The organism is Pectobacterium peruviense, assembly GCF_003312355.2.
Lineage (GTDB): Bacteria > Pseudomonadota > Gammaproteobacteria > Enterobacterales > Enterobacteriaceae > Pectobacterium > Pectobacterium peruviense.
Map to the genome: position 1 here is coordinate 635,733 of NZ_CP161826.1, position 25,081 is coordinate 660,813.

The window sequence follows — 25,081 nt, forward strand, 5'->3', positions numbered from 1 at the left end:
CACCATGTCTGTAATTAAGATGACCGATCTGGATCTGGCTGGTAAACGTGTTCTTATTCGTGCGGATCTGAACGTACCAGTAAAAGAAGGGAAAGTGACGTCTGATGCGCGCATCCGTGCCTCTCTGCCGACCATCGAAATCGCTCTGAAACAAGGCGCTCGCGTTATGGTCACTTCCCACCTGGGACGCCCGACCGAAGGCGAGTACAACGAAGAGTTTTCTTTGCTGCCTGTTGTTGACTACCTGAAAGAGAAACTCTCTTCTCCTGTACGTCTGGCGAAAGACTATCTGGATGGTGTTGATGTCGCCGAAGGTGAGCTGGTTGTACTGGAAAACGTCCGCTTTAACAAAGGCGAGAAGAAAGACGACGAAGTCCTGTCCAAGAAATACGCAGCACTGTGTGATGTGTTCGTGATGGACGCTTTCGGTACGGCGCACCGTGCACAGGCTTCAACCCACGGTGTAGGTAAATTTGCCACTATCGCTTGTGCGGGTCCACTGCTGTCTGGTGAGCTGGAAGCGCTGGGTAAAGCACTGAGCAAACCTGCACGTCCGATGGTTGCGATTGTGGGCGGTTCTAAAGTTTCAACTAAACTGACTGTACTCGATTCTTTGTCTAAAATCGCTGACCAGCTGATCGTCGGTGGTGGTATTGCCAATACCTTCGTTGCTGCACAAGGCCACAACGTAGGTAAATCCCTGTACGAAGCAGACCTGATTCCTGAAGCGAAAAAACTGCTGGAAACGTGTGATATTCCTGTACCGAGCGATGTCCGCGTGGCATCAGAATTCTCTGAAACTGCGGCAGCAACGCTGAAGTCTGTTACCGCGATTAAAGACGAAGAGCAGATTCTGGATCTGGGTGATGTTTCCGCTGAGCGTCTGGCTGAAATTCTGAAGAGTGCCAAAACTATCCTATGGAATGGCCCAGTTGGCGTCTTCGAATTCCCGAATTTCCGTAAAGGAACCGAGACCATCGCCCGTGCTATCGCAGAGAGCGACGCATTCTCTATCGCAGGTGGCGGCGATACGCTGGCTGCGATCGATCTGTTTGGTATTGCAGACAAGATCTCCTACATTTCTACCGGTGGTGGCGCATTCCTGGAGTTTGTTGAAGGGAAAAAACTGCCAGCAGTCGTTATGCTGGAAGAACGCGCCAAGCAGTAATGTAAGGTAAGGGCTGCTTTTACCCTTTCCTGTGGTTGTCTCGACAGGTAGTTATCACAATATCGTGTCGGGACAGCCTGTCGATTTAACATCGATTTCTCTAACCCCTCCACGGCCAACGAAACGGGACACGTAACATGTCTAAAATTTTTGATTTCGTAAAACCCGGTGTCATCACTGGTGATGACGTTCAGAAAGTTTTCGCAGTAGCAAAAGAAAACAAATTCGCTTTGCCAGCAGTGAACTGTGTCGGTACCGACTCAATCAATGCTGTGCTGGAAGCCGCAGCCAAAGTGCGCGCACCGGTCATCGTTCAGTTCTCTAACGGCGGTGCAGCATTCACCGCAGGTAAAGGCCTGAAAGCGGAAGGTCAACAGGCGGCAATTTTGGGTGCAATTTCTGGCGCTCATCATGTGCACCAAATGGCTGAGCATTACGGTATTCCGGTAATTCTGCACACTGACCACTGCGCGAAAAAACTGCTGCCGTGGATCGATGGCCTGCTGGACGCGGGTGAAAAACACTTTGCAGCTACCGGCAAACCGCTGTTCTCTTCTCACATGATTGACCTGTCTGAAGAGTCTCTGGAAGAGAACATCGAGATCTGTTCTAAATATTTGGCGCGTATGGCCAAAATCGACATGACCCTGGAAATCGAACTGGGTTGTACCGGTGGTGAAGAAGACGGTGTGGATAACAGCCACATGGACGCTTCTGCTCTGTACACCCAGCCAGAAGATGTTGACTACGCGTACACCAAACTGAACGCGATCAGCCCACGTTTCACCATCGCTGCCTCTTTCGGTAACGTGCATGGCGTATACAAGCCAGGTAACGTGAAGCTGACTCCGACCATCCTGCGTGATTCTCAGGAATATGTTTCCAAGAAACATAACCTGCCACACAACAGCCTGGACTTCGTGTTCCACGGCGGTTCTGGTTCCAGCGCTCAGGAAATCAAAGATTCTGTCAGCTACGGCGTAGTGAAAATGAACATCGATACCGATACCCAGTGGGCAACATGGGAAGGTATCCTGAAATACTACAAAGAAAACGAAGCCTATCTGCAAGCCCAATTGGGCAACCCGAAAGGCGACGATCAGCCGAACAAGAAATACTATGATCCACGTGTATGGCTGCGTTCCGCTCAGACAAGCATGGTTGCTCGTCTGGAACAAGCCTTCAAAGAGCTCAATGCGGTTGATGTGCTCTAAGTAAGACGATAGACATAGTTTGATGCTAAGGCTCCTACGGGAGCCTTAATTTTTGGGGCCGATGTTGCGGTTTTAGATGCGGACGTTATGCTTTCCCAGTGATTAAGAAAACAGGAGCTTTTAAATGGAAGAACTTAATACGGGTTTGGATCAGGCAGGGAACTGGTTGGTGACACATCAGAACTTGTTTTTGCAGTATGCCGTGAATATTGTTGCAGCATTAGTGATCCTTATCGTTGGTCTGGTGATCGCACGGATCGTCTCCGGCACCGTCAATAAACTGATGATTAAACGTTCTATCGATTCAACCGTGGCAGATTTCCTGTCTGCGCTGGTCCGCTATGGCATTATCGCGTTCACTCTGATTGCAGTATTGAGTCGGGTTGGTGTACAGACGGCATCGGTGATTGCTGTACTGGGTGCCGCGGGCTTGGCTGTTGGTTTGGCATTGCAGGGGTCGTTAGCCAACTTTGCTGCGGGCGTTTTGCTGGTAATTTTCCGGCCTTTCCGTACCGGCGAATGGGTCGATTTGGGCGGCGTATCCGGCTCGGTCACGCAGGTGCAGATCTTCTCGACGACGCTGCGCACGTCTGATGGAAAAATTATCGTGGTCCCAAATGGCAAAATCATCGCTGGCAACATCATCAACAGCTCGCGTGAGCCGGATCGCCGTACCGAAATTATTGTCGGCGTGGCCTATGATGCCGATATCGACGTAGTGAAAAAGCTGCTGGGCGATATTGTCGCCGCTGACGATCGTATTCAGCATGACAAAGGCGTCACGATCCGCCTGAATGAAATGGCGGCGTCATCGCTGAATTTTGTGGTGTGGGTATGGACGACCAACGGCAACGCACAGGCGGTGTACTGGGATCTGCTGGAAAGCTTTAAACGCGTGCTGGATGAGCACCGTATTGGCATCCCTTATCCGCAAATGGATGTGCACTTGCATAACTTACAACCTGTAGTGAAACAGCCAGAATAAACTCTCTGATATAATCTTACAGGTATGCACCATGCCCTGATATTGGCATGGTGCATCGCCAGAAATCGTCCTTTTATCTAACATTCCCTTTCTCTGCCGTTAGTGCATTAGCATCGCTAATGTAGCGTTAGAATATTCAATTTCACTTATTTAATCGGCTTTCATAAACTCCCCGCGACAACAATAAATGGCGTAGGAGAGAAGTATGTGGGCGGTCTATTTACAGGGGATTCTGTTAGGGGCGGCGATGATTCTGCCGCTGGGGCCACAGAATGCATTTGTGATGAATCAGGGCATTCGCCGGCAGTATCACCTGATGGTGGCGCTGCTATGTGCCGTGAGTGACATGGTGTTAATTACCGCGGGTATTTTTGGCGGCAGTGCGTTGCTCAGCCAGTCTTCGTTGCTATTGGGCGCAGTGACCTGGGGCGGCGTTGCGTTTTTGCTTTGGTTCGGCTGGGGAGCAATGAAAACGGCCTTCAGCAAAAATATCACGCTGGCTAGCGCTGACGTAATGAAACAGAGTCGCTGGCGCATTATCGCTACCATGCTGGCGGTGACTTGGCTTAATCCCCATGTTTATCTGGATACTTTCGTGGTACTGGGGAGTTTGGGGAGCCAGTTTGCGGATGACGCTCGACGCTGGTTTGCGCTGGGAACGGTGACCGCTTCCTTTACCTGGTTCTTTGCGCTGGCACTATTAGCTGCTTGGTTGGCACCGTGGCTGAATACACCTCGGGTACAGCGAGTTATCAACTTTTTTGTCGGTGTGGTGATGTGGGGAATTGCTTTGCAACTAGCGCGTCACGGCTGGCAATAGTGGTTAGAAATAAATGACACCGCTTTACGCTACGTTTCAGAAATTCACCTATATTGTGTGGAGTCGGTAATACGTTATGTTATCTGGTAAAAGATACCCTTTTTGTATCTTTCATTCTGGAACGTGTTGTGCCGAAGCAGCAAAAAACTGCTGAGCCACATGCGTGATGACACATAAGTAAGGAGAGAGTGTGAAGCGAGGTATGATGAAGCTAAATGCACTGGCGCTGGCTGCCGCAGTAGGATTTGGCGGTGTGTCGATAGTTGCACAGGCGGCGGAACTACCGGATGGCCCGCATATCGTAACGTCGGGGACATCCAGCGTAGACGCGACACCGGATATTGCACGTTTGGCGATTGAGGTGAGCGTGTCATCGAAAAATGCGGCAGAGGCGAAAAAGCAGGTTGATTCCCGCGTTGCACAATATTTCGATTTTCTGGGTAAAAACGGCATTGAGAAAAAAGATATTAATGCTGCCAATTTACGCACACAGCCGGAATATGACTATCTGAAAACGGGCGGTTCGGTGCTGAAAGGCTATCGTGCAGTGCGTCAGGTAGAAGTGACGCTGCGTCAGTTAGACAAACTGAACGAACTGCTGGATGGCGCGCTGAAGTCAGGGTTAAATGAGATTCGCACGGTAGAGTTAGGCGTTGCTAATCCAGAAACGTATCGTGATGAAGCGCGTAAGAAAGCCATCGAACAGGCGACGAGTCAGGCGGCATCGCTAGCACAGGGCTTCAACGCCAAGCTGGGACCGATCTACAGCGTTCGCTACCATGTTGCCAACTATCAGCCGATGCCAATGGCACGGATGTTTAAAACGGCAGATGCGGCAGCACAAAGCGAAGCGGCGCAAACGTATGAACAGCAAACCATTCACTTTGACGATCAGGTGGATGTCGTATTTGAGTTGCAGCGCGCGCAATAAGATATGTGCTAGCGAGTTGATCGCTACTAACAGGCCTGTTTAGACAGGCCTGTTAGTTTTTACTACGACGTCAGTAGCACTTTCTCAGTACGTTATGACTGCCTCAGTACCTGATGGCCGTGTGAGAGCAGGGCATCCGTCACTTTCCTCATCATCCGACTTTCCGGCGCGAAGCGATGCCAGTAGAGCATCCGGCGCTGAAACAGCCCCGGCGTCAGATCGACTAATTCGTTGTTGGCAAGTTCTCTCTCGATTTGCAGATGCGGGATCATGCAGCAGGTCGTGCCCTGTCGTGCCAGTTGTACAAAGGCTTCCGATGAATTCACGATATGGCAGGGAACGCTGCCCGGCGACAAATCAAAGTTCTGCTGTAAAAAAGCCTGATGCATATCATCCAGATGGTCGAAGGCAACCGCGGGGGCGCGTAGCAGCGCCGAGCGCGTCACGCCATTCGGGAAATAGCGGGCGGCAAAGGCTGGGGACGCGACAAACAGATAATCCAGCGCGCCCAGTTTATCCACCAGACAGCTCGGCAGCGGCTGAGACTGAATACTCACGGCACCAACCACTTCACCCCGGCGCAGCCTTTCCTGAGTGCGTGTTTCGTCTTCTACCTGCAAATTAAGGCGAATCGGCGAATCGACCAACACCGGCTGTAACGCAGGCAGCAGCCACGTTGCCAGACTGTCGGCGTTCACCGCCAGCGATAGCAGCAGTGGAATATCGCTGTTGGTTTCATTCCCCAGCCACTCTTCTTCCAGTAACTCTACCTGATGAAGCAGAGCCAGGAGCTTTTGCCCTTGTTCCGTTGGACGAGGTGGGATGGTCCTGACCAACAGCGGCTGGCCGAACAGATTTTCCAACTGTTTAATACGCTGCGAAACGGCAGATTGGGTAATACACAGTTTTTGGGCAGCGCGTTCAAAACCACGTTCGCGGATGACGGCATCCAGAGCCTGAAGCGTTCGATAGTCCGGGCGTTTCATGAAAGTCAAAGTCCCCTGAATGAGTCTGTTTTTTTTCACTATGCCACATTTTGCTGGTTTGCCATGCAGAAATCTTATTTTGGCTATCGTGTGAAATCACGATTCAGCACGGTACGTGTCAAATTGCGTGTGTGAAATAATGCATCGGTGATGAGGTGAATTGCACGCTTTCCCCAACGCGCATGTTCTATAATACGCACACGTTTTCGTATATCGATTCTACAGGCCAAAAGCAGATTATGACGCAAGATGAACTGAAGAAAGCAGTGGGATGGGCAGCGCTTGACTATGTTCGCCCTGACACCATTGTGGGAGTAGGAACTGGATCGACGGCAGCACACTTTATTGATGCGTTGGGTTCGATAAAACATCAAATCAAAGGCGCGGTTTCCAGCTCGGATGCCTCAACGGAAAAGCTGAAAAGTCTGGGCATTCCCGTTTTTGACGCCAATGATGTGGATTCGCTGGATGTCTATGTGGATGGCGCGGATGAGATCAACGGGCATATGCAGATGATCAAAGGCGGTGGTGCAGCATTGACTCGTGAGAAAATCATTTCGGCACTGTCGCGTCAGTTTATCTGCATTGTTGATGCGTCAAAGCAGGTTGATGTGCTGGGTAAATTCCCGTTGCCAGTTGAAGTTATTCCGATGGCGCGGTCTTATGTGGCGCGTGAACTGGTGAAGCTGGGTGGTCAGCCGGAATATCGTCAGGGTGTGGTGACGGATAACGGCAACGTCATTCTGGACGTACACAACCTGAATATCATGGATGCGGTCGCGGTAGAAAACCACATTAATGGTATCCCGGGCGTCGTAACCGTTGGGCTGTTTGCCAACCGCGGTGCGGATGTGGCATTAGTCGGCACGGCTGATGGTGTAAAAACTGTCGTTAAATGAGTGTATGCGTGTTCTGACGTGGTTGACGGCCACGTCAGAAATTTTTTAGCTAAAAAAATCTATTTAGTTAACAGCTCATTTTTGGCACTTAATATCACATTTTCTTATTTTGTTTATCGCCGATATGGCGATGCACATCTTTGGCAATATTTTTTGCCATAAATCAGGTGCGCTTCTCTGTAGCGCGATTTGGGCGAAGCAATCGTTTGTATTGCTGACTGCGTAATTTTTGTTATGTTGGCAGAGGCTATTTAGCACTCTGTCACATTTGAAGTCTGAAAATAAGGTCGGGAAATGGCAAAGGTATCACTGGAAAAAGACAAGATTAAGTTTCTGTTAGTGGAAGGCGTGCACCAGAGCGCGCTGGATAACCTGCGTGCAGCGGGTTACACCAACATCGAGTTCCACAAAGGGGCGCTGGATCCTGAAGCATTGAAAGCTTCTATCCGCGACGCGCATTTTGTGGGGATTCGCTCGCGTACCCATTTGACAGAAGAGATTTTTGCTGCGGCGGAAAAACTGATCGCGGTAGGGTGTTTCTGTATCGGGACTAATCAGGTTGAACTGTCGGCCGCGACCAAACGCGGTATCCCAGTGTTTAATGCACCTTTTTCCAATACCCGCTCCGTAGCAGAAATGGTGATCGGCGAAATGCTGCTGATGCTGCGTGGTATCCCGGCAGCGAACGCGAAAGCGCACCGTGGTATTTGGCACAAACTGGCTGTGGGATCGTTTGAAGCTCGCGGTAAAAAGCTCGGGATCATCGGCTACGGCCATATCGGTATGCAGTTGGGTATTTTGGCTGAAAGCCTGGGTATGCACGTTTACTTCTATGATATTGAAAGTAAATTGCCGCTGGGCAATGCTCAGCAGGTGCGCCACCTGTCCGACCTGCTGAATATGAGCGACGTGGTGAGCCTGCACGTGCCGGAAAATGAAAGCACGCATAATATGATGGGTGCGGAAGAACTGGCACTGATGAAACCAGGTGCCATCCTGATTAACGCCGCTCGCGGTACGGTGGTTGATATTCCCGCGCTGTGTGAAGTGCTAAGCAGCAAGCATTTGTCCGGTGCAGCGATTGACGTATTCCCACAGGAGCCGGCAACTAACAGCGATCCATTCCTGTCGCCGCTGTGCGAGTTTGATAACGTGCTGTTGACGCCGCATATTGGTGGATCCACGCAGGAAGCGCAGGAAAATATCGGTGATGAAGTCGCAGGGAAACTGGCGAAATATTCAGACAACGGCTCTACGCTGTCTGCGGTGAATTTCCCAGAGGTGTCACTGCCGGTTCATGGCGCACGCGCGAGCCGCCTGCTGCACATTCATGAAAATCGCCCAGGTATGATTACCAAGATTAACCAGATCTTTGCTGAGAAGGGCATTAACATTGCCGCGCAGTATCTGCAAACGACACCTGAAATTGGTTATGTGGTGATTGACGTAGAAACCGACGGTGCGCAAACGGCACTGCAGCTGATGAAGGCGATTCCCGGCACGATTCGTGCCCGTCTGCTGTTCTGATGTTTGATTGATCAGTGCATCAATTGATCGGTAAATAATCAGCCCCGAAAGGGGCTGGTTGCGTTATTAGAGCGCGATAACGATCTTACCGCGCATATGCCCTTCCAGCACTTTATCATGAGCCTGCTTCAGCGTTTCTACCGTTAATCCTTGCAGCGTTTCGCTAGCGGTACCTTGAAGCTTTCCTGCATCAACCAACTGCGCGACTTCGTGCAAAATGTTTCCCTGTTCCGCGATATCCGGCGTGGTGAACATGCTGCGGGTAAACATGAGTTCCCAATGCAGCGCTGCGCTTTTGAGTTTGAGCGCTGTTTGGTCGAGAGGATTTTTGTTTTCCACGATGGTGCAGATGTGCCCCATTGGCGCAATCAGTTTGCTGATGGCGTCCCAGTGGCCGTCGGTGTCGTTCAGGCAGAAAATATAATCAACCTGTTTAATCCCTTCCTTTGCCAGTTCCTCGACCAGATTCCGGTAATCCACGACCTTATGTGCGCCGCGCTGGCGGCACCACTCTGCCGAATCAGGCTGTGATGCGGTGGCGATGATGTTCACCGAGCTGCGTAATGCCGCTAGAGAAATCGCGAGGGAACCGACGCCACCTGCACCGCCGATAATCAACAACGTTTTCTCGCTGTCGGCCTGCTGTATTTTCAGATGCTCGAACAGTCCTTCCCATGCGGTCAGCGCCGTAAGCGGCAATGCAGCAGCCGCTGCCCAGTCTAGAGACACGGGCTTACGTGCCACGATACGTGAATCAATCAACTGATGGCTGGTATTGCTGCCGGGGCGAGTGATATCACCGGCGTACCAGACTTCATCGCCTACCTGGAGGTGGCTAACGGCGCTGCCGGTTTTCAGCACGATACCGCTGGCATCCCAGCCGAGAATTCTGGGTTGTTGTAACCCATTTTGACGTAACCCAGCATGAACTTTGGTATCTACGGGGTTGATGGAAATGGCTTTTACGCCGATCAACAGATCGTATTCGCCGGGTTCGGGGATGTCCTGCGTGATGGCGATGAAATTTTCTGGCTGTTGTGGATCAACGGCTATCGCATGAGCGGTCATGATGTGTTCCTCATTATTTTCAGAATAGGGTCTTGTGAATGTGACAAGTGTAGAACACTGAGATAGGGCTGATAAGATGGACAATAAATAATGAAGTGTTCGACTGAGATGAACAATGATGTTTAAACAATTGCAGGATATGGCGCTGTTTGCTCTGGTGGCCGAATGTGGCAGCTTTACACTGGCAGCGCGAAAAGCAGGGTTAGCTAAATCCAGTTTGAGCCTGCGTATTAGCCAGCTCGAACAACAAATTGGCCTGCGATTGCTGAACCGAACGACGCGCCAGCTAAATCTGACGTTTGCTGGTGAGCGTTACCTGATTCACTGTCAGGAGATGCTGCAAGCCAGTGAGCGTGCCGATCTCGCCATACAACGTTTGCGTGATAATCCCAGCGGACGGCTGCGTATTACCAGCCCTGCGGGGTTAGGTTCCACACTGCTGGCGCGGCTCACCGCCGAGTTTCAGCAGCGCTTTCCGGCGGTATCACTGGATGTTCTGATTTCAGATGCGGTGATCGATCTGGTGCAGGAGGGCTTTGATGTCGCTTTTCGCACCGGCAAACCTCACGATTCGTCACTCATTGGACGTTCACTCGGGCAGACTCCGCGCTATTTGCTGGCATCGCCTGACTATCTTGCACGGCATCCGGCGTTGCTTCACCCGCAACAGCTCCAACAACACCGTTGTATTGCGCATCACGCCTGGACAGAGTGGCTTCTTCATCGCGGTTCAGAGCTCTATCGTTGGCTATTGCCTGACTCACACATTACAGACAATCTGCTTTACGCCCGCGAGTGCGCTATTGCGGGGGCGGGGATTACGCTATTGCCGGATTTTCTCTGCCGAGATGAGGCAGTATCTGGAAAGTTGGTTAGGGTTCTGCCGGATTGGCAGGCGGAAGCCAATGAGCTTTATCTGGTGTATCCCAGCCGCAAGCTAAATTCACCCGCGTTAGCGTGTTTCATCGACTTCGTTTTACAGCATCGCGCGTTAGATGATTACTCAATACTTTTGAAAAAATAACAGTGGTATATTGCGCAGAGATTTTTGTTTCATTTTTATGTTAAATCGTAAATTTTTATTGAAACGTGATTTCTATCAACTTATTTTAGGTGCGTTTTAGATTGGGAATGCCGATAACAATCTTGGTTCCTTTTGACTTTTTTATGAAAGGCATGTCCTGCGTGGCGTTTTGTCACGGTGATATTCGGGCTCTGTCACATTGATTAGTGATAGAGATAATGTATACCAGTGATGGTGAAAATGAGAATGCAATCGATGTCTGTTCAAAAAGAGAAGTTGAGTTACATCAACAATATACGTCTCGTATCGTTATTTATTACTCTTTTTTCAATTATCCTGATTCTCTTTGCGCTTTCTATTGGCACAGCGAGCTATTTCTTAAAGCAGAGTAATGATTCACTGGATAAAGCAAATGAGCTGTCTGATATTCGCGCGGGTATCAGCAGTAGTCTCGATCAGCTGCGTGTTGCCAGGCTGCTGCTCATTCAGGCGGGTGCGGCAAACCGTATTAGCGACCACGAAGTATTTAAAGCTGCTTCAGACCAGGCTGCTGGCCGGGTCAGAGCCTCACAGAAACGCCTTGATGAATATCTCGCGCGTCCCGACAGACTGGAAAGTGAAAAAGCCTTGGACGAGGATATCCTCAAGGCTTATACCAACTATCGCGATAATGCGATTGTCTTGATGCAGAAAGCCACGAGTGATGGTGAATTTGAAGATCTGGTGTCGTTGGAAAGTACGCTGGCGCGCACGTTAGATGAAGAGTTTAGCGTTCCTGTACGTAAAAAAGTGACTGAACTGACAAAAACTGCGCAGGATATCAATCAGCGGGCAGAACAGAATGCCCAACTGGGATACTGGATGATGGCTGGCTCGTTTGCCTTATCTATTATTATGGCGATCATGGCGTACATCATGGTGCGCAACGTGATCCTTGCGCCAATCAACAGACTGGTTGAACGTATCCAGAAAATTGCAGCGGGTGACCTGACATTACCACCGATGGCGATGGGGCGTAATGAGATAGGCACGTTGGGTACGAATATTCAGAACATGCAGGCGGAGCTGACGGATACGGTTACGATCGTGCGTGAAGGTGCGGATTCGATCTATCAAGGATCGTCAGAAATTACGGCGGGTAACGTCGATCTCTCTTCACGTACCGAGCAGCAGGCAGCCGCTCTGGAGGAAACCGCAGCGAGCATGGAACAGCTGACCGCAACGGTGAAACAGAACTCTGATAATGCCCATCATGCTAGCCAGTTGGCGAAGAATGCCTCTGAAAAAGCAGAGAAGGGCGGGCAGATTGTGCAAGGCGTGGTGGACACGATGCAGGATATTTCCACTAGCTCAAAACGCATTTCCGAGATCACTTCCGTTATTAACAGCATCGCTTTCCAGACCAATATTCTGGCGCTTAACGCCGCAGTAGAAGCGGCTCGAGCAGGCGAACAAGGGCGTGGTTTTGCTGTTGTTGCGGGTGAAGTTCGCAATCTGGCGCAGCGTAGTGCGCAGGCGGCGAAGGAAATCGAAACGCTGATTGGTGAATCTGGCAGGTTGGTGAATACCGGTTCTGGGCTGGTGGCGCAGGCAGGGACAACCATGGGCGAGATTGTCCGTGCGGTCGTCAGCGTGACGGACATCATGGGGGAAATTGCTTCCGCTTCTGATGAACAGAGTCGTGGTATTGGGCAGGTCAGTCAGGCCGTGTCTGAAATGGATAGCGCAACGCAGCAGAATGCAGCGTTAGTGCAGGAAGCGTCGGCAGCTGCTGTTTCACTTGAAGAGCAAGCTGCGCGTTTGACGCAGGCTGTCGCGGTATTCAAGCTGTCCGGTATCGTCCAGCAAGTGAGGTCATCATTGCCTAAATCTGCGCCGCAACCGCGTTTAGCGCCAGCGATGGCGATAGCCGGAAGTAGCAAAGGCAACAGTAATCAAAACTGGGAAACGTTCTGATTCCCAGTAGATGAAGTATGACTGGAAAGAAAAATGGCCCGCAATGCGGGCCATTTGTTTATGACGTTTGGTGACGGCTTATTTAGTAATCTTCTTGTATTTGATGCGGTGAGGCTCCAGCGCCTCTGCGCCCAACGTACGTTTCTTGTATTCTTCGTACTCGGTAAAGTTGCCTTCGAAGAATTCCACTTTACCTTCATCCTGATAATCCAGAATGTGCGTGGCGATACGGTCGAGGAACCAACGGTCATGCGAGATCACCATGGCACAGCCTGGGAATTCCAGCAGGGCGTTTTCCAGCGCGCGCAGGGTTTCGATATCCAGGTCGTTGGTTGGTTCATCGAGCAGCAGCACGTTGCCGCCTACCTGCAACAGCTTAGCCAGATGCAGACGACCGCGCTCACCACCGGATAGCTCACCAACACGCTTGCCCTGATCAACCCCTTTGAAGTTGAAACGGCCAACGTAGGCACGGCTTGGCATCTCGGTGTTGCCGACACGCATGATGTCTTGCCCGCCGGAGACTTCTTCCCAGACGGTTTTACTGTTGTCCATCGCGTCGCGGAACTGGTCGACTGACGCCAGTTTCACCGTTTCACCCAGCTCAATGGTGCCGCTATCTGGCTGTTCCTGACCAGACATCATACGGAACAGTGTCGATTTACCCGCACCGTTCGGACCGATAATCCCGACAATCGCGCCTTTCGGTACGGCGAAAGAAAGTCCGTCGATTAACTGACGCTCACCGTAAGACTTGCTGAGGTTGGTGACTTCCACCACTTTATCGCCGAGGCGAGCACCTGGTGGAATAAACAGTTCGTTGGTTTCGTTACGTTTCTGGTATTCCGTGCTGTTCAGCTCTTCAAAGCGCGCCAGACGAGCTTTACCTTTGGACTGACGGCCTTTAGCGCCTTGACGCACCCACTCCAGCTCTTTCTCAATGGATTTACGGCGTGCCGCTTCCTGAGAGGCTTCCTGTGCCAGGCGCTGATCTTTTTGCTCCAGCCAGGAAGAGTAGTTGCCTTCCCACGGGATGCCTTCACCGCGGTCTAGCTCCAAAATCCAGCCTGCGACGTTATCGAGGAAGTAACGGTCGTGGGTAATCGCCACCACGGTGCCCTCGAAGTCATGCAGGAAGCGTTCCAGCCAGGCTACCGACTCGGCATCCAGGTGGTTGGTTGGTTCGTCGAGCAGCAGCATGTCTGGCTTTTCCAGCAGCAGACGACACAGCGCAACGCGGCGACGCTCACCACCAGACAGGGTCGCGATTTTCGCATCCCACTCAGGTAGACGCAGGGCATCCGCCGCGCGCTCTAACTGGTTATTCAAGTTATGACCGTCGTGTGCCTGAATGACTTCTTCCAGCCGACCTTGCTCGGCGGCCAGTTTATCGAAATCTGCATCTGGGTCGGCATACAGCGCATAGACTTCATCAAGACGCTTCAGCGCGGTCACGACTTCTGAAACCGCTTCTTCCACAGACTCACGTACAGTGTGCTCCGTGTTTAACTGCGGTTCCTGCGGCAAATAGCCGATTTTGATTCCAGGTTGTGGGCGAGCTTCGCCCTCGATGTCCGTATCAATGCCAGCCATAATACGTAACAGCGTTGATTTACCGGACCCGTTCAGACCCAGTACGCCGATCTTGGCACCGGGGAAAAAACTGAGGGAGATGTTTTTCAGAATGTGACGCTTCGGCGGAACGACCTTACCGACGCGATGCATGGTATAAACATATTGAGCCACGTTGCGACTTCGCCTCTCTCTTATCTCTATGATTTGTCACCATAAGCGGGTGACCATGGGTAATTAATAGCGCTGCTGAAGGATATGCTTTAGCAGCGGCTCGATTATTCTAAGCGCATTACTCTAAGTACGAAGTGTAGCGGGTTTCAGCCCGCGATCCCAGCTATCCGGCGATTTGCCATGGCCGATCTGAGACGTATGCCCGTCTGATGAATTTCAGAATCGGTTTGCGGATCGGCATACCGTTGTCTGGCATGATGTGCCACACTGGATCTGCCCGATATATCCGTCATACTTCAAGTTGCTTGTGCGTTGGCTGCCCTTACTCACCCCAGTCACTTACCTGAGTAAGCTCCTGGGGATTCATGCGGTTGCCGCCTTCATGCAACTCGAATTATTTTGGGTATAGGATTGGCGTATCGATACGATGAAGGATGCCGATAGCAAGTTCGATAACGGATGAGGTTAATGCAGGTGATGAAAGCAGGTCATTGGTGGTACGCCGTTGTGGCGGTTTGTCTGGCTGGGGCTTCCGGTCATGTGCTAGCGGATTCTTTAGACGAGCAGCGTCAGCGCTATCAGCAAGTTAAGCAGGCATGGGACAGTAACCAGATGGACACGGTAGTGCAGCTGATGCCGACGCTGCGCAGTTACCCACTTTATCCTTATCTTGAATACCGCTCGCTCACGCAGGATCTGAGTCAGGTCAGTGCGACGCAGGTGAAACAGTTTATAGCCACCCATCCCACGTTGCCGCCCGCCCGCAACCTCACCACCAGCTTTGTGAATGAACTGGCGCGCCGTCAGGACTGGAACGGGCTGCTGGCATTTAGCCCACAGCCGCCGAAGCCGGTCAGTGCCCGCTGTAACTTTTATTATGCCCAGTGGGCAACCGGCCAGCGTCAGGGCGTGTGGGAAGCCACGCGTGATATCTGGCTGACCGGGCGTTCGCTCCCTACTGTGTGCGATAAACTCTTCTCTGCCTGGCAGCAAGCAGGCGAACAGACGCCGTTGACGACGCTGGAGCGCGCGCGTCTGGCCATGGATGAAGGCAGCGGCAGTCTGGTGAGTTATCTCATCAAGCAGTTACCCGATGATTATAAAACGATGGGCGATGCGCTGCTGAAACTTCAGAACGATCCGAATTCGCTGGAGAGCTTCGCCCGTACCGTGGGGCCCACAGATTTCACCCGTAAAGTCACGCTGTCGGCTTTTACGCGCACAGCGCGTCAGGATACGGATAATGCCCGTTCGATGTTGCCGGTCATTTCCCGTTTGCAGAAGATGAGCGCCGCAGAACGTCAGGATATGGAAGAAACCATCGCCTGGCGTTTGATGGGTAACGACGCTACGCCAGAGCAGGCACAGTGGCGGGATGATGTGGTGCGGCGAAGTACGTCGACTACGTTGCTGGAGCGTCGGGTGCGGATGGCGCTGGGGGCTGGCGATCGTCAGGGGCTGACGAGCTGGATGGCACGCTTACCGGCGGAGGCGTTGCAGAAAGATGAATGGCGCTATTGGCGTGCTACGGCGCTGTTGGATCAAGGTAAACGTCAGGAAGGCGAGACGATATTACGTGGCCTGATGCAGGAGCGCGGGTTCTATCCTATGGCGGCGGCGCAGAAACTGAACGAACGCTATCCCATTACTATCATGACGGCGGTGAAGCCAGATCCTTCGTTGTCTCAGCTACCGGAAATCACCCGTGTACGGGAATTGATGTTCTGGCAGATGGATAATCTGGCGCGTAGCGAGTGGGTTGGGCTGGTGGTGAATCGTAGCAAACCACAGCAGGAAGCGCTGGCTCGCTATGCGTTTGAACAGCGCTGGGCGGATTTGAGCGTGCAGGCGACGATTGTTGCGAAGCTGTGGGATCATCTGGAAGAGCGTTTCCCGCTCGCCTGGAATGACGAATTCCGCCGTGAAACGCAGGGGAAAGGGATTAGCCAGAGCTATGCGATGGCGATTGCCCGTCAGGAGAGCGCATGGAATCCAAAAGCGCGTTCCCCTGTTGGTGCATCGGGCCTGATGCAACTGATGCCCGCGACGGCGCAGCATACCGCTAAAATGAGCAATATCACGTTCTACACGAACAGCAGTCAGCTGTTTGATCCTGAGACCAACATTCTGTTGGGAACAAGCTATTTAGAGTACGTGTACCAGACATTTGGCCGTAACCGCATTCTGTCTTCCGCGGCTTACAACGCCGGGCCGTCGCGCGTGAATACTTGGTTGAGAAACAGCGCTGGGCGTATTGATCCCGTTGCGTTTATCGAAAGTATTCCGTTTTCGGAAACACGGGGTTACGTGAAAAATGTCCTTGCCTACGACGTCTTCTATCGCAACTTCCTTCATCAGCCAGCCAATGTGCTGACGGATGCAGAATGGCAGCGGCGTTATTGAGACTAGGCGTTGCGATTGCTCTTCGAAATTGTGTTATGCTGCCGTACTAGTTAAATAGTATGGCAGCCCGTTATGACTCCGTTATCGCTTATCGACCCGGCACTCTCTGAACAAGACAATGAGCATTGGTTACGCTTTGTTGCGCTATTACAGCAGTCTATTGCGGAGGATCTCCAATTGCCGCTGCTTCAACTGCTCCTGACGCCGGATGAGCGTACCGCGTTGGGAACGCGGGTGCGAATTGTGCAAGAGTTAATGCGGGGTGAAATGAGCCAGCGTGAGCTAAAAAGCGAGCTAGGTGCAGGAATTGCCACGATTACGCGCGGTTCAAATAGCCTGAAAGCCGCGCCCCCCGCGTTGAAAATCTGGCTGGAAGCGCAGTTGCTGTCGGCAGATAAACCGTTGGGTAATGACGCGTAACGGTTACTGTTTTATTGTCTGAACGGGAATCTGATAGATCGGGTTATGGAACGGCACCAGCGCTAGCAGCAGCGCCTGATGGTACACGCTAGTACGAGACAGTTTACCGTCGGTGAAGACGCCGATGGCACCACCTTTATGTTTGATATTCTGAACGCCCGTCAAACGCTCCATTTCATCACCTAATTCCCGCCCTTCACGAATACCATGTAATATACTTTCTGGAAGAACCAGACTTGCAGAACGTGATTCGCCACGCAGATGGGCATTTTCGATCACCATCCAGGCGAAAGTCATACTTTCTTCAATGCCTGCTTCGACACCGACCCAAAAATCGGCTTCTGGCCTTACCTGGCGCGCCATCATGACGCGGTTTCTGGCACCAGTACGGGTTTCGATAGAACCAAGAGGCTGACGCGGAACGCCGCTATCGACGTCAACGCCTTCGATGCGGCAATTTTCTTCACCAAAGACATCGATGAATGCCAGACTAATAGCCTTAATTTTTGCCGGGTTGGTAGTTGCAGCGACAACGTGATACATAACAGTTTCGTACCTTTAGTTAATTTGACGCAGTATAACGGAAAATAACCATGTTACAGGTATATCTTGTTCGCCACGGCGAAACAGAATGGAATGTGGCTCGACGTATTCAGGGTCAATCGGACAGTGCACTGACGCCAAGAGGTGAGCAACAGGCACAACAGGTTGCTGAACGAATCGGGACGTTAGGGATTACGCATATCTTCACCAGCGATCTCGGAAGAACGCGCCAGACGACAGAAATCATCGCTAAATATTGTGGTGATTGCCAGATAATCCTGGAGCCCGGTTTACGCGAATTGAACATGGGCGTATTGGAAGCGCGCGATCTGGATTCGCTGACCGCCGAGGAGGAAGGGTGGCGTAAACGGCTGGTGGATGGCACACCTAATGGCCGAATCCCGGAAGGTGAATCGATGGTGGATGTCGCATCGCGTATGCACGGTGTCTTAGAACGTTGTCTGGCATTGCCTGCCGGGAGCCGCCCATTGCTGGTTAGTCACGGCATGGCACTAGGGTGTTTACTCAGTACGGTTCTGGGGCTACCTGCATCGGCTGAACGGCGTCTGCGACTACGCAACTGTTCCTTGTCGCGCATCGATCATCAGCAAAGCCCGTGGCTGGCATCTGGTTGGGTGGTGGAAACGGCCGGGGATATTTCTCATTTAGATATCCCGGCACTGGATGAGTTACAGCGCTGAGATCGGCTCTGCATGCTGAATGGGGATGAGGTACTCGCAGCGGATGATGTCGGGAATATCATCGCGCGACGTGCCGTCTGGGTGGAAGCGTTCGGCATCGAACCCTTTGCGGCGCGTGAGTTGGAAGGTCGGCAGACAGGTGTCATACAGCGTGATAATAAAATCCTGTAGCTCGTCTTTCGGCCCTTCAAATACGAACATCGCGTAGTCGCCGCCCGGTAGCGTAATGGGTTCGCCAGTGTGGACATCATCGGGCAGGTACTGGGGTTCCAGCGCGGTAGTGTAGAGCACCTCGTGTTCGTCGTCTTTCTCTTTACTTGGGCGCGAATGATGCAGCCCGTAAAGTACTGGCGGTACAGAGCAGGTTTCACCCAAAAATTGGCGCCAGTAGTGGACGCGAATTTCCGTACGGAAGTTACAGATCTGTTCAAGTCGACAGTTATAGGTTTGCGTCAGCCCAAGCAATTGCGTTTCCGGGAGTTCCACAAATTCTGGCTGTGGCAGGGTAAATTCACCGAGCCGGATCGGCGGACGAATGCCGAAAGTATTCCAATTATCGGAACGACGATAAGACGCTGGCGTTTGGGCAAACTGCTTTTTAAACGCACGGGTAAACGTTTGTTGTGAGTCAAAACGGTATTGCAGAGCAATATCAAGGATGGGGCGGCTGGTCAGACAAAGTGCAACCGCCGCTTTGGTCAATCTCCGCGCTCGGATATATGAACCAATAGCATTGCCCGTTACGTCTTTGAACATTCTTTGCAGATGCCACTTGGAATAACCTGCTTTCGCTGCCACATTATCGAGTGATAGCGGTTGGTCGAGATGGCTTTCTAGCCAGTTAAGCAAGTCACGTATGATACCGGCTTGATCCATAATCTTCCTCATCAAACACATTGAGCGCGAGCGTATTGAGATCCCGCATCATAGCAATATTTTCACTTTGGTACTGCCGAAGATTTTTGAAAATATTCCGCAGGTAATTTGGATAAGGAGGATTATCAAAGTCGTTTATTTTGTACATCCTCTTTTTAATTGTGGTTATTAATTGTTTGTCATGAATCATCACAGAGCCTGAAATTATGAACATAAAGCGAATCATGAGTGTGGGTCTGTTAGTGCTATCTGCTGTTAGCACCGCCAGTGCGGAAGAGGTGGGATCTGTTGATACGGTCTTTAAACTACTGGGGCCGGATCATAAGATCGTGGTCGAAGCGTTTGACGATCCTGATGTATCAAACGTGACCTGTTACATCAGCCGAGCCAAAACAGGCGGAATAAAAGGGGGGCTAGGGTTGGCGGAAGACACGTCAGATGCGGCAATCTCCTGCCAGCAGGTTGGGCCGATTACGTTGTCCGATAAAATCAAAAACGGCGGTGATCGTGGAACCGTGGTATTCCAGAAAAGAACATCGCTGGTTTTCAAGAAGTTGCAGGTTGTTCGATTTTACGATCAAAAGCGCAATTCTCTGATCTACCTTGCTTACTCCGATCGATTGGTCGATGGTTCGCCGAAGAATGCGTTAAGCGCGGTGCCAGTTATGCCGTGGGGAAAGAGTGAGTAACGTACGATAAGAAGGGAAAAATAGCCGGAACAGAAGCCTGTTCCGGCTGAGTGGGATTAATTTTCCAGATCGCCACAGAAGCGGTAGCCTTCACCGTGGATCGTCGCGATGATTTCCGGTGTATCAGCTGTCGATTCAAAATGCTTGCGGATACGGCGGATGGTGACGTCAACGGTACGGTCATGTGGCTTAAGCTCACGACCCGTCATTTTCTTCAGCAGTTCTGCGCGAGACTGAATCTTGCCCGGGTTTTCGCAGAAGTGCAGCATCGCGCGGAATTCACTGCGCGGCAGCTTGTATTGCTCGCCAGCTGGGCTGATCAGTGAACGGCTATTGATGTCCAGTTCCCAGCCGTTGAAACGATAGCTTTCCACCAGACGACGTTCTTCCGTGCCTGTACCCAAATTCATGGTACGTGACAGCAGGTTACGTGCGCGGATCGTCAGTTCACGTGGGTTGAACGGTTTGGTGATGTAATCATCCGCACCGATTTCCAGACCCAGGATCTTATCGACTTCATTGTCGCGACCGGTGAGGAACATCAAGGCAACGGTGGCTTGCTCGCGCAGTTCACGTGCCAGTAATAGACCATTTTTCCCTGGCAGATTGATGTCCATGATCACCAGATTGATGTCATTCTCAGACAAAATATGGTGCATTTCTGCGCCATCGGTGGCTTCGTGAACAACATACCCTTCTGCCTCAAAAATGCTTTTGAGGGTGTTACGGGTTACCAACTCGTCTTCAACAATAAGAATGTGCGGCGTCTGCATGTTTGCTACCTAAAATTGCCAACTTAAATTATAGAAATCGGAAGTACAGAAGTCGCTGTCATACCCTGCTGGCCCGCTGGCTATAACGCCAGTTATTCCGGGTATTTCCCTGGAGCTTATCGAGGTAAATATACGCTCTCGCTCAACATCAGACTCAAGTACGTAAATGCGTTACTGGTGTTCATTCTCTACCCGCTTAGAGGTACTGCTAGCGGGTGAGTGTGGCGCTAATTTAACTGCGCTCAAAGTGGCGCACAGTTTAACCTTATTAACAGCAACATAACAGTAAGCACTGATTTTGCCTGCTGATAAATCTACGGTTCTGTTGACATATATCAAATTTCATTTTAGCACGTTAACTATTTTGTGATAAACACTTATAGGATTGCTAGTTTACGTCACAATTTAGCACTTTTTATGAACGATTTAGCATAGCAAATGCCAATAATCATAATTGACGCTACACAGTCGTTGGTGTTTTTATAACTTATTGAAATAAAATAATTTACCTTGTTTTTATTGTGGTTTTCTCTTCCCACCCATTTATTGGACATCACTGATGTTTCCTACCGAAGGCCGAGTTGATGCCAGAAATCCTGTTGGTTTATTGTTAATTTTCCACCCGTAGTGATGGATGGATAGCTGTTGATAGAGAATTATTGCTGACTCGTTACCAATGAGCCGTTATCAATAAATCGTGATTGATTACACGTCCGTGTTATTTCGCTGTTGGCGAAAATAGTGCCAGAGCGTACGTAACCCATACTGGGGAGTCTATGCAGTTTCATATTATTTTGGTTGAGCCCGCCCGGGCAGAGAACGTAGGGGCGGCAGCCCGTGCGATGAAAACGATGGGGTTCAGCAGTTTGCGTATTGTCGGTAGTACTGTACATCAGGAACCCGCAGCCCGTTGGGTGGCGCATGCGTCGGGGGATATTCTGGATAATGTACAGGTATTCTCCACGCTGGCTGAAGCATTGGTCGATGTTGATTTTACTGTCGCGACTACCGCGCGCAGCCGGGCTAAATATCGTTATTACTGTACGCCAGCGGAGCTGACAGGGGTATTGCAGGAGAAGGTGCAGTGGATGGCGTCTGCGGCGTTGGTGTTTGGTCGGGAAGATGTCGGCCTGACGAATGAGGAACTCGAACTGGCCGATGTGCTGACTGGCGTGCCGATGAAAGCGGATTATCCTTCGTTAAATCTGGGTCAGGCGGTGATGGTGTACTGTTACCAGTTGGCTGAACTCATGCAGGTCAAGCCGGAGGCGGTGCAGCCAGCGGTAGCGGGCCAATTGTCGGCGCTGCACGATCGTTTGGAGCGACTACTGGTCAATTTGGCCGTTGAGGATGATGAAAAGTTGCGGGACTGGCTGCATCAGCGGCTGGGACGTTTAGAGCAGCGTGATACGGCGATGCTCCATCGGTTGCTGCACGATATTGAAAAAAGATTGCCGAAATAAGATAGCAGAGATGGCTTTTTTGGCAGTCGAACATCTTGATACGTGTGTTTTGGCAATGGTTTGTCCGGCGGATTCCTGTTTCGGTAGTGGGTTCAGCGGTAGGTTTTTTTCGTTCGGCGAGAAGAAAAAAAAGAAATCCGTTGACTTAAAAGGGCGATTAGCCTAACTAATAGGGCAGATAACTCTACTTCTAATGAGATTTAATTTTAGCATGCGCACTATCAGCCTAATCACAACGATTATTACCATCACCGATACAACCAGTAACGGTGCGGGCTGACGCATACCAAGATTCCAGAAAAAGCCCGCACCGAACAGTGCGGGCTTTTTTTTTATGGCAGGTTATCCCTCAAACGCCGCCTGTAAGCGGCATACAAAAAACGTTTTTAGCGTTTTGGTTGGCAGAAATTCAGGAGAACAGATAAAAATGCGAGTGTTGAAATTTGGCGGGACTTCAGTAGCGAATGCGGAGCGCTTTACCCGCGTTGCCGACATTATCGAAAATAACGCGCGCCAGGGACAGGTGGCTACCGTATTGTCCGCGCCGGCGAAAATTACCAACCATCTGGTTGCGATGATTGAGAAAACCGTCGCCGGACAAGATATCCTGCCTCATTTAAACGACGCCGAAACTATCTTCTCTTCGCTGCTGCAAGGCCTTGCAGCATCCCAAGCGGGCTTTGACCACGCGCGCCTTAAGGCATTCGTGGATCAGGAATTCGCACAGCTGAAACACGTTCTGCATGGTATCGCTCTGCTGGGGCAGTGTCCTGACAGCGTGAACGCCGCGATTATCTGCCGAGGGGAAAAACTGTCTATCGCCATCATGGAAGCGGTCTTTCAGGCGCGCGGCTATGGGGTATCCGTCATTAATCCGGTCGAGAAACTGCTAGCGCAGGGACATTATCTTGAATCTACCGTCGATATCACTGAGTCGACTCGTCGTATCGCTGAAAGCGCGATCCCCAAAGATCATGTGATCCTGATGGCGGGCTTTACTGCTGGCAACGACAAAGGCGAGCTGGTGGTGCTGGGCCGCAACGGTTCAGACTATTCCGCCGCGGTGCTGGCCGCGTGCCTGCGTGCCGATTGTTGTGAAATCTGGACCGATGTTGACGGCGTTTATACTTGCGATCCGCGTCAGGTACCAGATGCCCGGTTATTGAAATCGATGTCCTATCAGGAGGCGATGGAGCTGTCCTATTTCGGCGCCAAAGTCCTCCATCCTCGCACCATCGCTCCTATCGCCCAGTTCCAAATTCCCTGCCTTATCAAAAACACCGAAAATCCTCAGGCTCCCGGTACGCTCATCGGCATGGACAGCACCGATACGCAGTATCCTGTGAAGGGCATTACCAACCTGAACAACATGGCCATGGTTAACGTATCCGGCCCTGGGATGAAAGGCATGGTCGGCATGGCAGCGCGCGTGTTTGCGGCGATGTCGCGTGCGGGCATCTCGGTGGTGCTGATCACGCAGTCATCTTCTGAATACAGCATCAGCTTCTGCGTATCGCAGAACGAACTGGCGCGTGCCAGAAAAACGCTGGAAGACGAATTCTATCTGGAACTGAAAGAAGGTGTGCTGGAGCCGCTGGATGTGATGGAACGTCTGGCGATCATCTCTGTGGTGGGTGATGGTATGCGCACGCTGCGCGGCCTGTCTGCCCGTCTGTTCTCTGCACTGGCGACGGCAAACATCAATATCGTGGCTATCGCACAGGGCTCGTCCGAGCGCTCTATCTCTGTTGTCGTGAACAATGATGTCGCCACCACGGGCGTACGCGTTGCACACCAGATGCTGTTTAACACCGATCAGGTGATCGACGTGTTTGTTATCGGCGTGGGTGGCGTGGGTGGCGCACTGCTGGAACAGATTCACCGCCAGCAGCCGTGGCTGAAAGACAAGCATATCGACCTGCGCGTGTGTGGGATCGCCAATTCTAAAGCCATGCTGACCAACATTAACGGTGTTTCGATGGACACCTGGCGTGAAGATTTGGCAAAAGCTCGTGAGCCGTTCAATCTGGGGCGTCTGATTCGTCTGGTTAAAGAGTATCACCTGCTGAACCCAGTTATTGTCGACTGTACGTCGAATCAGGCTGTAGCCGATCAGTACGTAGATTTTCTGGCTGACGGTTTCCACGTGGTGACGCCAAACAAGAAAGCCAACACCGGGTCGATGAACTATTATCACCAACTGCGTAGCGCTGCGGCGAAATCCCGTCGTCGTTTCCTGTATGACACTAACGTCGGCGCAGGCCTGCCAGTCATTGAGAATCTGCAAAATCTGTTGAATGCAGGTGATGAGCTGATTCGCTTTACCGGTATTCTCTCTGGCTCGCTGTCCTTTATTTTCGGTAAACTCGATGAAGGCATGTCGCTGTCGGAAGCGACCACGCAGGCGAAAGAAAAAGGCTATACCGAACCGGATCCGCGTGACGATCTGTCCGGTATGGACGTAGCGCGTAAGCTTCTGATTCTGGCGCGTGAAGCGGGTTATCAACTGGAACTGGGTGATATTGAGGTGGAATCCGTTCTGCCTGCCAGCTTCGATGCTTCCGGTGATGTCGCCAGCTTTATGCAACGCCTGCCAGCGGCAGATGATGAATTTGCCAGCCGTGTTGCACAAGCACGTGATGAAGGTAAAGTGTTGCGCTATGTCGGCGTCATTGAAGAAGGTCGCTGTAAGGTCAAGATCAGTGCGGTTGGCGGTAACGATCCGCTGTTTAAAGTCAAAGATGGCGAGAATGCGCTGGCGTTCTACAGCCGCTATTATCAGCCACTGCCGCTTGTATTGCGCGGTTATGGCGCGGGTAACGATGTTACCGCTGCTGGTGTGTTCGCCGATCTGCTGCGCACCTTGTCATGGAAGTTGGGAGCATAATT

Annotated in this window: 22 protein-coding genes and 1 other annotated feature; of the genes, 16 read left to right on the forward strand and 6 right to left on the reverse strand. The window is 51.4% G+C overall.

The features are described from left to right. Positions 1-4: 4 nt before the first annotated feature. The 5 genes from pgk to DUT67_RS02940 all read left to right on the forward strand — a co-directional run bounded on the left by pgk (position 5) and on the right by DUT67_RS02940 (position 5,118). Positions 5-1,168 carry a phosphoglycerate kinase gene (pgk, locus tag DUT67_RS02920; protein ID WP_048262479.1) on the forward strand — a complete coding sequence of 388 codons (1,164 nt, stop codon included), beginning with the start codon at positions 5-7 and terminating at the stop codon, positions 1,166-1,168. A gap of 137 nt (positions 1,169-1,305) precedes the next feature. Beyond that, positions 1,306-2,382, forward strand: coding sequence for a class II fructose-bisphosphate aldolase (gene fbaA / locus DUT67_RS02925; RefSeq protein WP_011095408.1), 1,077 nt, complete (start codon positions 1,306-1,308; stop codon positions 2,380-2,382). Between the two features lie 124 nt (positions 2,383-2,506). Continuing rightward, positions 2,507-3,367 (forward strand): small-conductance mechanosensitive channel MscS, encoded by an 861-nt coding sequence (gene mscS, locus DUT67_RS02930; RefSeq protein ID WP_113628119.1) that lies wholly within the window; start codon positions 2,507-2,509, stop codon positions 3,365-3,367. A gap of 205 nt (positions 3,368-3,572) precedes the next feature. Further along, positions 3,573-4,187, forward strand: coding sequence for an arginine exporter ArgO (argO, locus tag DUT67_RS02935; protein WP_113628118.1), 615 nt, complete (start codon positions 3,573-3,575; stop codon positions 4,185-4,187). 205 nt (positions 4,188-4,392) lie between these two features. Beyond that, positions 4,393-5,118 (forward strand): oxidative stress defense protein, encoded by a 726-nt coding sequence (locus tag DUT67_RS02940; protein ID WP_048262503.1) that lies wholly within the window; start codon positions 4,393-4,395, stop codon positions 5,116-5,118. 92 nt (positions 5,119-5,210) lie between these two features. On the opposite strand, the gene DUT67_RS02945 is transcribed toward DUT67_RS02940, so the two are convergent. Then, positions 5,211-6,104 carry a LysR family transcriptional regulator ArgP gene (locus DUT67_RS02945; RefSeq protein WP_048262472.1) on the reverse strand — a complete coding sequence of 298 codons (894 nt, stop codon included), beginning with the start codon at positions 6,102-6,104 and terminating at the stop codon, positions 5,211-5,213. A gap of 239 nt (positions 6,105-6,343) precedes the next feature. Between DUT67_RS02945 and rpiA the strand changes: the two genes are divergently transcribed. Further along, on the forward strand, positions 6,344-7,003 hold the full coding sequence (rpiA, locus tag DUT67_RS02950) for a ribose-5-phosphate isomerase RpiA (protein ID WP_048262501.1): 660 nt from the start codon (positions 6,344-6,346) through the stop codon (positions 7,001-7,003). Between the two features lie 294 nt (positions 7,004-7,297). Continuing rightward, a complete protein-coding gene (serA, locus tag DUT67_RS02955; RefSeq protein WP_048262471.1) occupies positions 7,298-8,530 on the forward strand; it encodes a phosphoglycerate dehydrogenase in 1,233 nt (410 codons plus the stop codon). Between the two features lie 66 nt (positions 8,531-8,596). Here the strand turns inward: serA and DUT67_RS02960 are convergent, their stop codons facing one another. Further along, positions 8,597-9,598 (reverse strand): zinc-binding alcohol dehydrogenase family protein, encoded by a 1,002-nt coding sequence (locus DUT67_RS02960; RefSeq protein ID WP_113632731.1) that lies wholly within the window; start codon positions 9,596-9,598, stop codon positions 8,597-8,599. A 118-nt stretch (positions 9,599-9,716) separates the two neighbouring features. Here DUT67_RS02960 and DUT67_RS02965 point away from each other — a divergent pair, with 118 nt between their 5' ends. Together DUT67_RS02965 and DUT67_RS02970 are read left to right on the forward strand one after the other, a co-directional pair. After that, positions 9,717-10,622, forward strand: coding sequence for a LysR family transcriptional regulator (locus DUT67_RS02965; RefSeq protein ID WP_113628121.1), 906 nt, complete (start codon positions 9,717-9,719; stop codon positions 10,620-10,622). A 255-nt stretch (positions 10,623-10,877) separates the two neighbouring features. Beyond that, a complete protein-coding gene (locus DUT67_RS02970) occupies positions 10,878-12,578 on the forward strand; it encodes a methyl-accepting chemotaxis protein (protein WP_053075322.1) in 1,701 nt (566 codons plus the stop codon). A gap of 78 nt (positions 12,579-12,656) precedes the next feature. Here DUT67_RS02970 and ettA read toward each other — a convergent pair whose 3' ends face one another. After that, on the reverse strand, positions 12,657-14,324 hold the full coding sequence (gene ettA, locus DUT67_RS02975) for an energy-dependent translational throttle protein EttA (RefSeq protein WP_113626878.1): 1,668 nt from the start codon (positions 14,322-14,324) through the stop codon (positions 12,657-12,659). Positions 14,325-14,792: 468 nt separating this feature from the next. On the opposite strand from ettA, the gene sltY reads away from it, so the two are divergent. Together sltY and trpR are read left to right on the forward strand one after the other, a co-directional pair. Next, positions 14,793-16,727, forward strand: coding sequence for a murein transglycosylase (gene sltY, locus DUT67_RS02980; protein WP_113626877.1), 1,935 nt, complete (start codon positions 14,793-14,795; stop codon positions 16,725-16,727). Positions 16,728-16,799: 72 nt separating this feature from the next. After that, on the forward strand, positions 16,800-17,147 hold the full coding sequence (trpR, locus tag DUT67_RS02985) for a trp operon repressor (protein WP_113626876.1): 348 nt from the start codon (positions 16,800-16,802) through the stop codon (positions 17,145-17,147). A 3-nt stretch (positions 17,148-17,150) separates the two neighbouring features. Here the strand turns inward: trpR and yjjX are convergent, their stop codons facing one another. After that, positions 17,151-17,690: an inosine/xanthosine triphosphatase gene (gene yjjX / locus DUT67_RS02990; protein ID WP_048262461.1), complete on the reverse strand. Its 540-nt coding sequence runs from the start codon at positions 17,688-17,690 to the stop codon at positions 17,151-17,153. 50 nt (positions 17,691-17,740) lie between these two features. Between yjjX and gpmB the strand changes: the two genes are divergently transcribed. Next, positions 17,741-18,391, forward strand: coding sequence for a 2,3-diphosphoglycerate-dependent phosphoglycerate mutase GpmB (gpmB, locus tag DUT67_RS02995; RefSeq protein WP_048262460.1), 651 nt, complete (start codon positions 17,741-17,743; stop codon positions 18,389-18,391). Here the strand turns inward: gpmB and robA are convergent. Continuing rightward, positions 18,380-19,267 (reverse strand): MDR efflux pump AcrAB transcriptional activator RobA, encoded by an 888-nt coding sequence (gene robA / locus DUT67_RS03000; protein WP_048262458.1) that lies wholly within the window; start codon positions 19,265-19,267, stop codon positions 18,380-18,382. The genes gpmB and robA overlap by 12 nt on opposite strands. A gap of 206 nt (positions 19,268-19,473) precedes the next feature. Between robA and creA the strand changes: the two genes are divergently transcribed. Then, positions 19,474-19,956, forward strand: a complete 483-nt coding sequence (gene creA / locus DUT67_RS03005; RefSeq protein ID WP_048262455.1) for a protein CreA — start codon at positions 19,474-19,476, stop codon at positions 19,954-19,956. Positions 19,957-20,012: 56 nt separating this feature from the next. Here creA and arcA read toward each other — a convergent pair whose 3' ends face one another. Beyond that, complete coding sequence (arcA, locus tag DUT67_RS03010; protein ID WP_048262454.1) at positions 20,013-20,729, reverse strand: two-component system response regulator ArcA; 717 nt, start codon at positions 20,727-20,729, stop codon at positions 20,013-20,015. Positions 20,730-21,505: 776 nt separating this feature from the next. Here arcA and DUT67_RS03015 point away from each other — a divergent pair. From DUT67_RS03015 to thrA, 3 genes are all read left to right on the forward strand, one after another. Continuing rightward, positions 21,506-22,192: a tRNA/rRNA methyltransferase gene (locus tag DUT67_RS03015; RefSeq protein ID WP_113626874.1), complete on the forward strand. Its 687-nt coding sequence runs from the start codon at positions 21,506-21,508 to the stop codon at positions 22,190-22,192. 211 nt (positions 22,193-22,403) lie between these two features. Continuing rightward, entirely contained in the window at positions 22,404-22,472 is a 69-nt protein-coding gene (gene thrL, locus DUT67_RS03020) for a thr operon leader peptide (protein WP_014916714.1), read from the forward strand. Further along, positions 22,411-22,526 (forward strand) — a sequence feature (Thr leader region). Its footprint overlaps the gene before it by 62 nt. 93 nt (positions 22,527-22,619) lie before the next feature. Then, positions 22,620-25,079 carry a bifunctional aspartate kinase/homoserine dehydrogenase I gene (thrA, locus tag DUT67_RS03025; protein WP_113626873.1) on the forward strand — a complete coding sequence of 820 codons (2,460 nt, stop codon included), beginning with the start codon at positions 22,620-22,622 and terminating at the stop codon, positions 25,077-25,079. Positions 25,080-25,081: the final 2 nt, after the last annotated feature.

Excerpts from the sequence above, each read along its gene's own strand:
- DUT67_RS02940 (WP_048262503.1), top strand. The coding sequence starts at position 4,393 with ATGAAGCTAAATGCACTGGCGCTGGCTGCCGCAGTAGGATTTGGCGGT.
- creA (WP_048262455.1), top strand. The coding sequence starts at position 19,474 with ATGAACATAAAGCGAATCATGAGTGTGGGTCTGTTAGTGCTATCTGCT.
- mscS (WP_113628119.1), top strand. The coding sequence starts at position 2,507 with ATGGAAGAACTTAATACGGGTTTGGATCAGGCAGGGAACTGGTTGGTG.
- argO (WP_113628118.1), top strand. The coding sequence starts at position 3,573 with ATGTGGGCGGTCTATTTACAGGGGATTCTGTTAGGGGCGGCGATGATT.
- fbaA (WP_011095408.1), top strand. The coding sequence starts at position 1,306 with ATGTCTAAAATTTTTGATTTCGTAAAACCCGGTGTCATCACTGGTGAT.
- pgk (WP_048262479.1), top strand. The coding sequence starts at position 5 with ATGTCTGTAATTAAGATGACCGATCTGGATCTGGCTGGTAAACGTGTT.
- robA (WP_048262458.1), bottom strand. The coding sequence starts at position 19,267 with ATGGATCAAGCCGGTATCATACGTGACTTGCTTAACTGGCTAGAAAGC.
- arcA (WP_048262454.1), bottom strand. The coding sequence starts at position 20,729 with ATGCAGACGCCGCACATTCTTATTGTTGAAGACGAGTTGGTAACCCGT.
- serA (WP_048262471.1), top strand. The coding sequence starts at position 7,298 with ATGGCAAAGGTATCACTGGAAAAAGACAAGATTAAGTTTCTGTTAGTG.
- sltY (WP_113626877.1), top strand. The coding sequence starts at position 14,793 with ATGCAGGTGATGAAAGCAGGTCATTGGTGGTACGCCGTTGTGGCGGTT.
- DUT67_RS02970 (WP_053075322.1), top strand. The coding sequence starts at position 10,878 with ATGTCTGTTCAAAAAGAGAAGTTGAGTTACATCAACAATATACGTCTC.
- DUT67_RS03015 (WP_113626874.1), top strand. The coding sequence starts at position 21,506 with ATGCAGTTTCATATTATTTTGGTTGAGCCCGCCCGGGCAGAGAACGTA.
- DUT67_RS02965 (WP_113628121.1), top strand. The coding sequence starts at position 9,717 with ATGTTTAAACAATTGCAGGATATGGCGCTGTTTGCTCTGGTGGCCGAA.
- rpiA (WP_048262501.1), top strand. The coding sequence starts at position 6,344 with ATGACGCAAGATGAACTGAAGAAAGCAGTGGGATGGGCAGCGCTTGAC.
- gpmB (WP_048262460.1), top strand. The coding sequence starts at position 17,741 with ATGTTACAGGTATATCTTGTTCGCCACGGCGAAACAGAATGGAATGTG.
- thrA (WP_113626873.1), top strand. The coding sequence starts at position 22,620 with ATGCGAGTGTTGAAATTTGGCGGGACTTCAGTAGCGAATGCGGAGCGC.
- yjjX (WP_048262461.1), bottom strand. The coding sequence starts at position 17,690 with ATGTATCACGTTGTCGCTGCAACTACCAACCCGGCAAAAATTAAGGCT.
- DUT67_RS02960 (WP_113632731.1), bottom strand. The coding sequence starts at position 9,598 with ATGACCGCTCATGCGATAGCCGTTGATCCACAACAGCCAGAAAATTTC.
- trpR (WP_113626876.1), top strand. The coding sequence starts at position 16,800 with ATGACTCCGTTATCGCTTATCGACCCGGCACTCTCTGAACAAGACAAT.
- DUT67_RS02945 (WP_048262472.1), bottom strand. The coding sequence starts at position 6,104 with ATGAAACGCCCGGACTATCGAACGCTTCAGGCTCTGGATGCCGTCATC.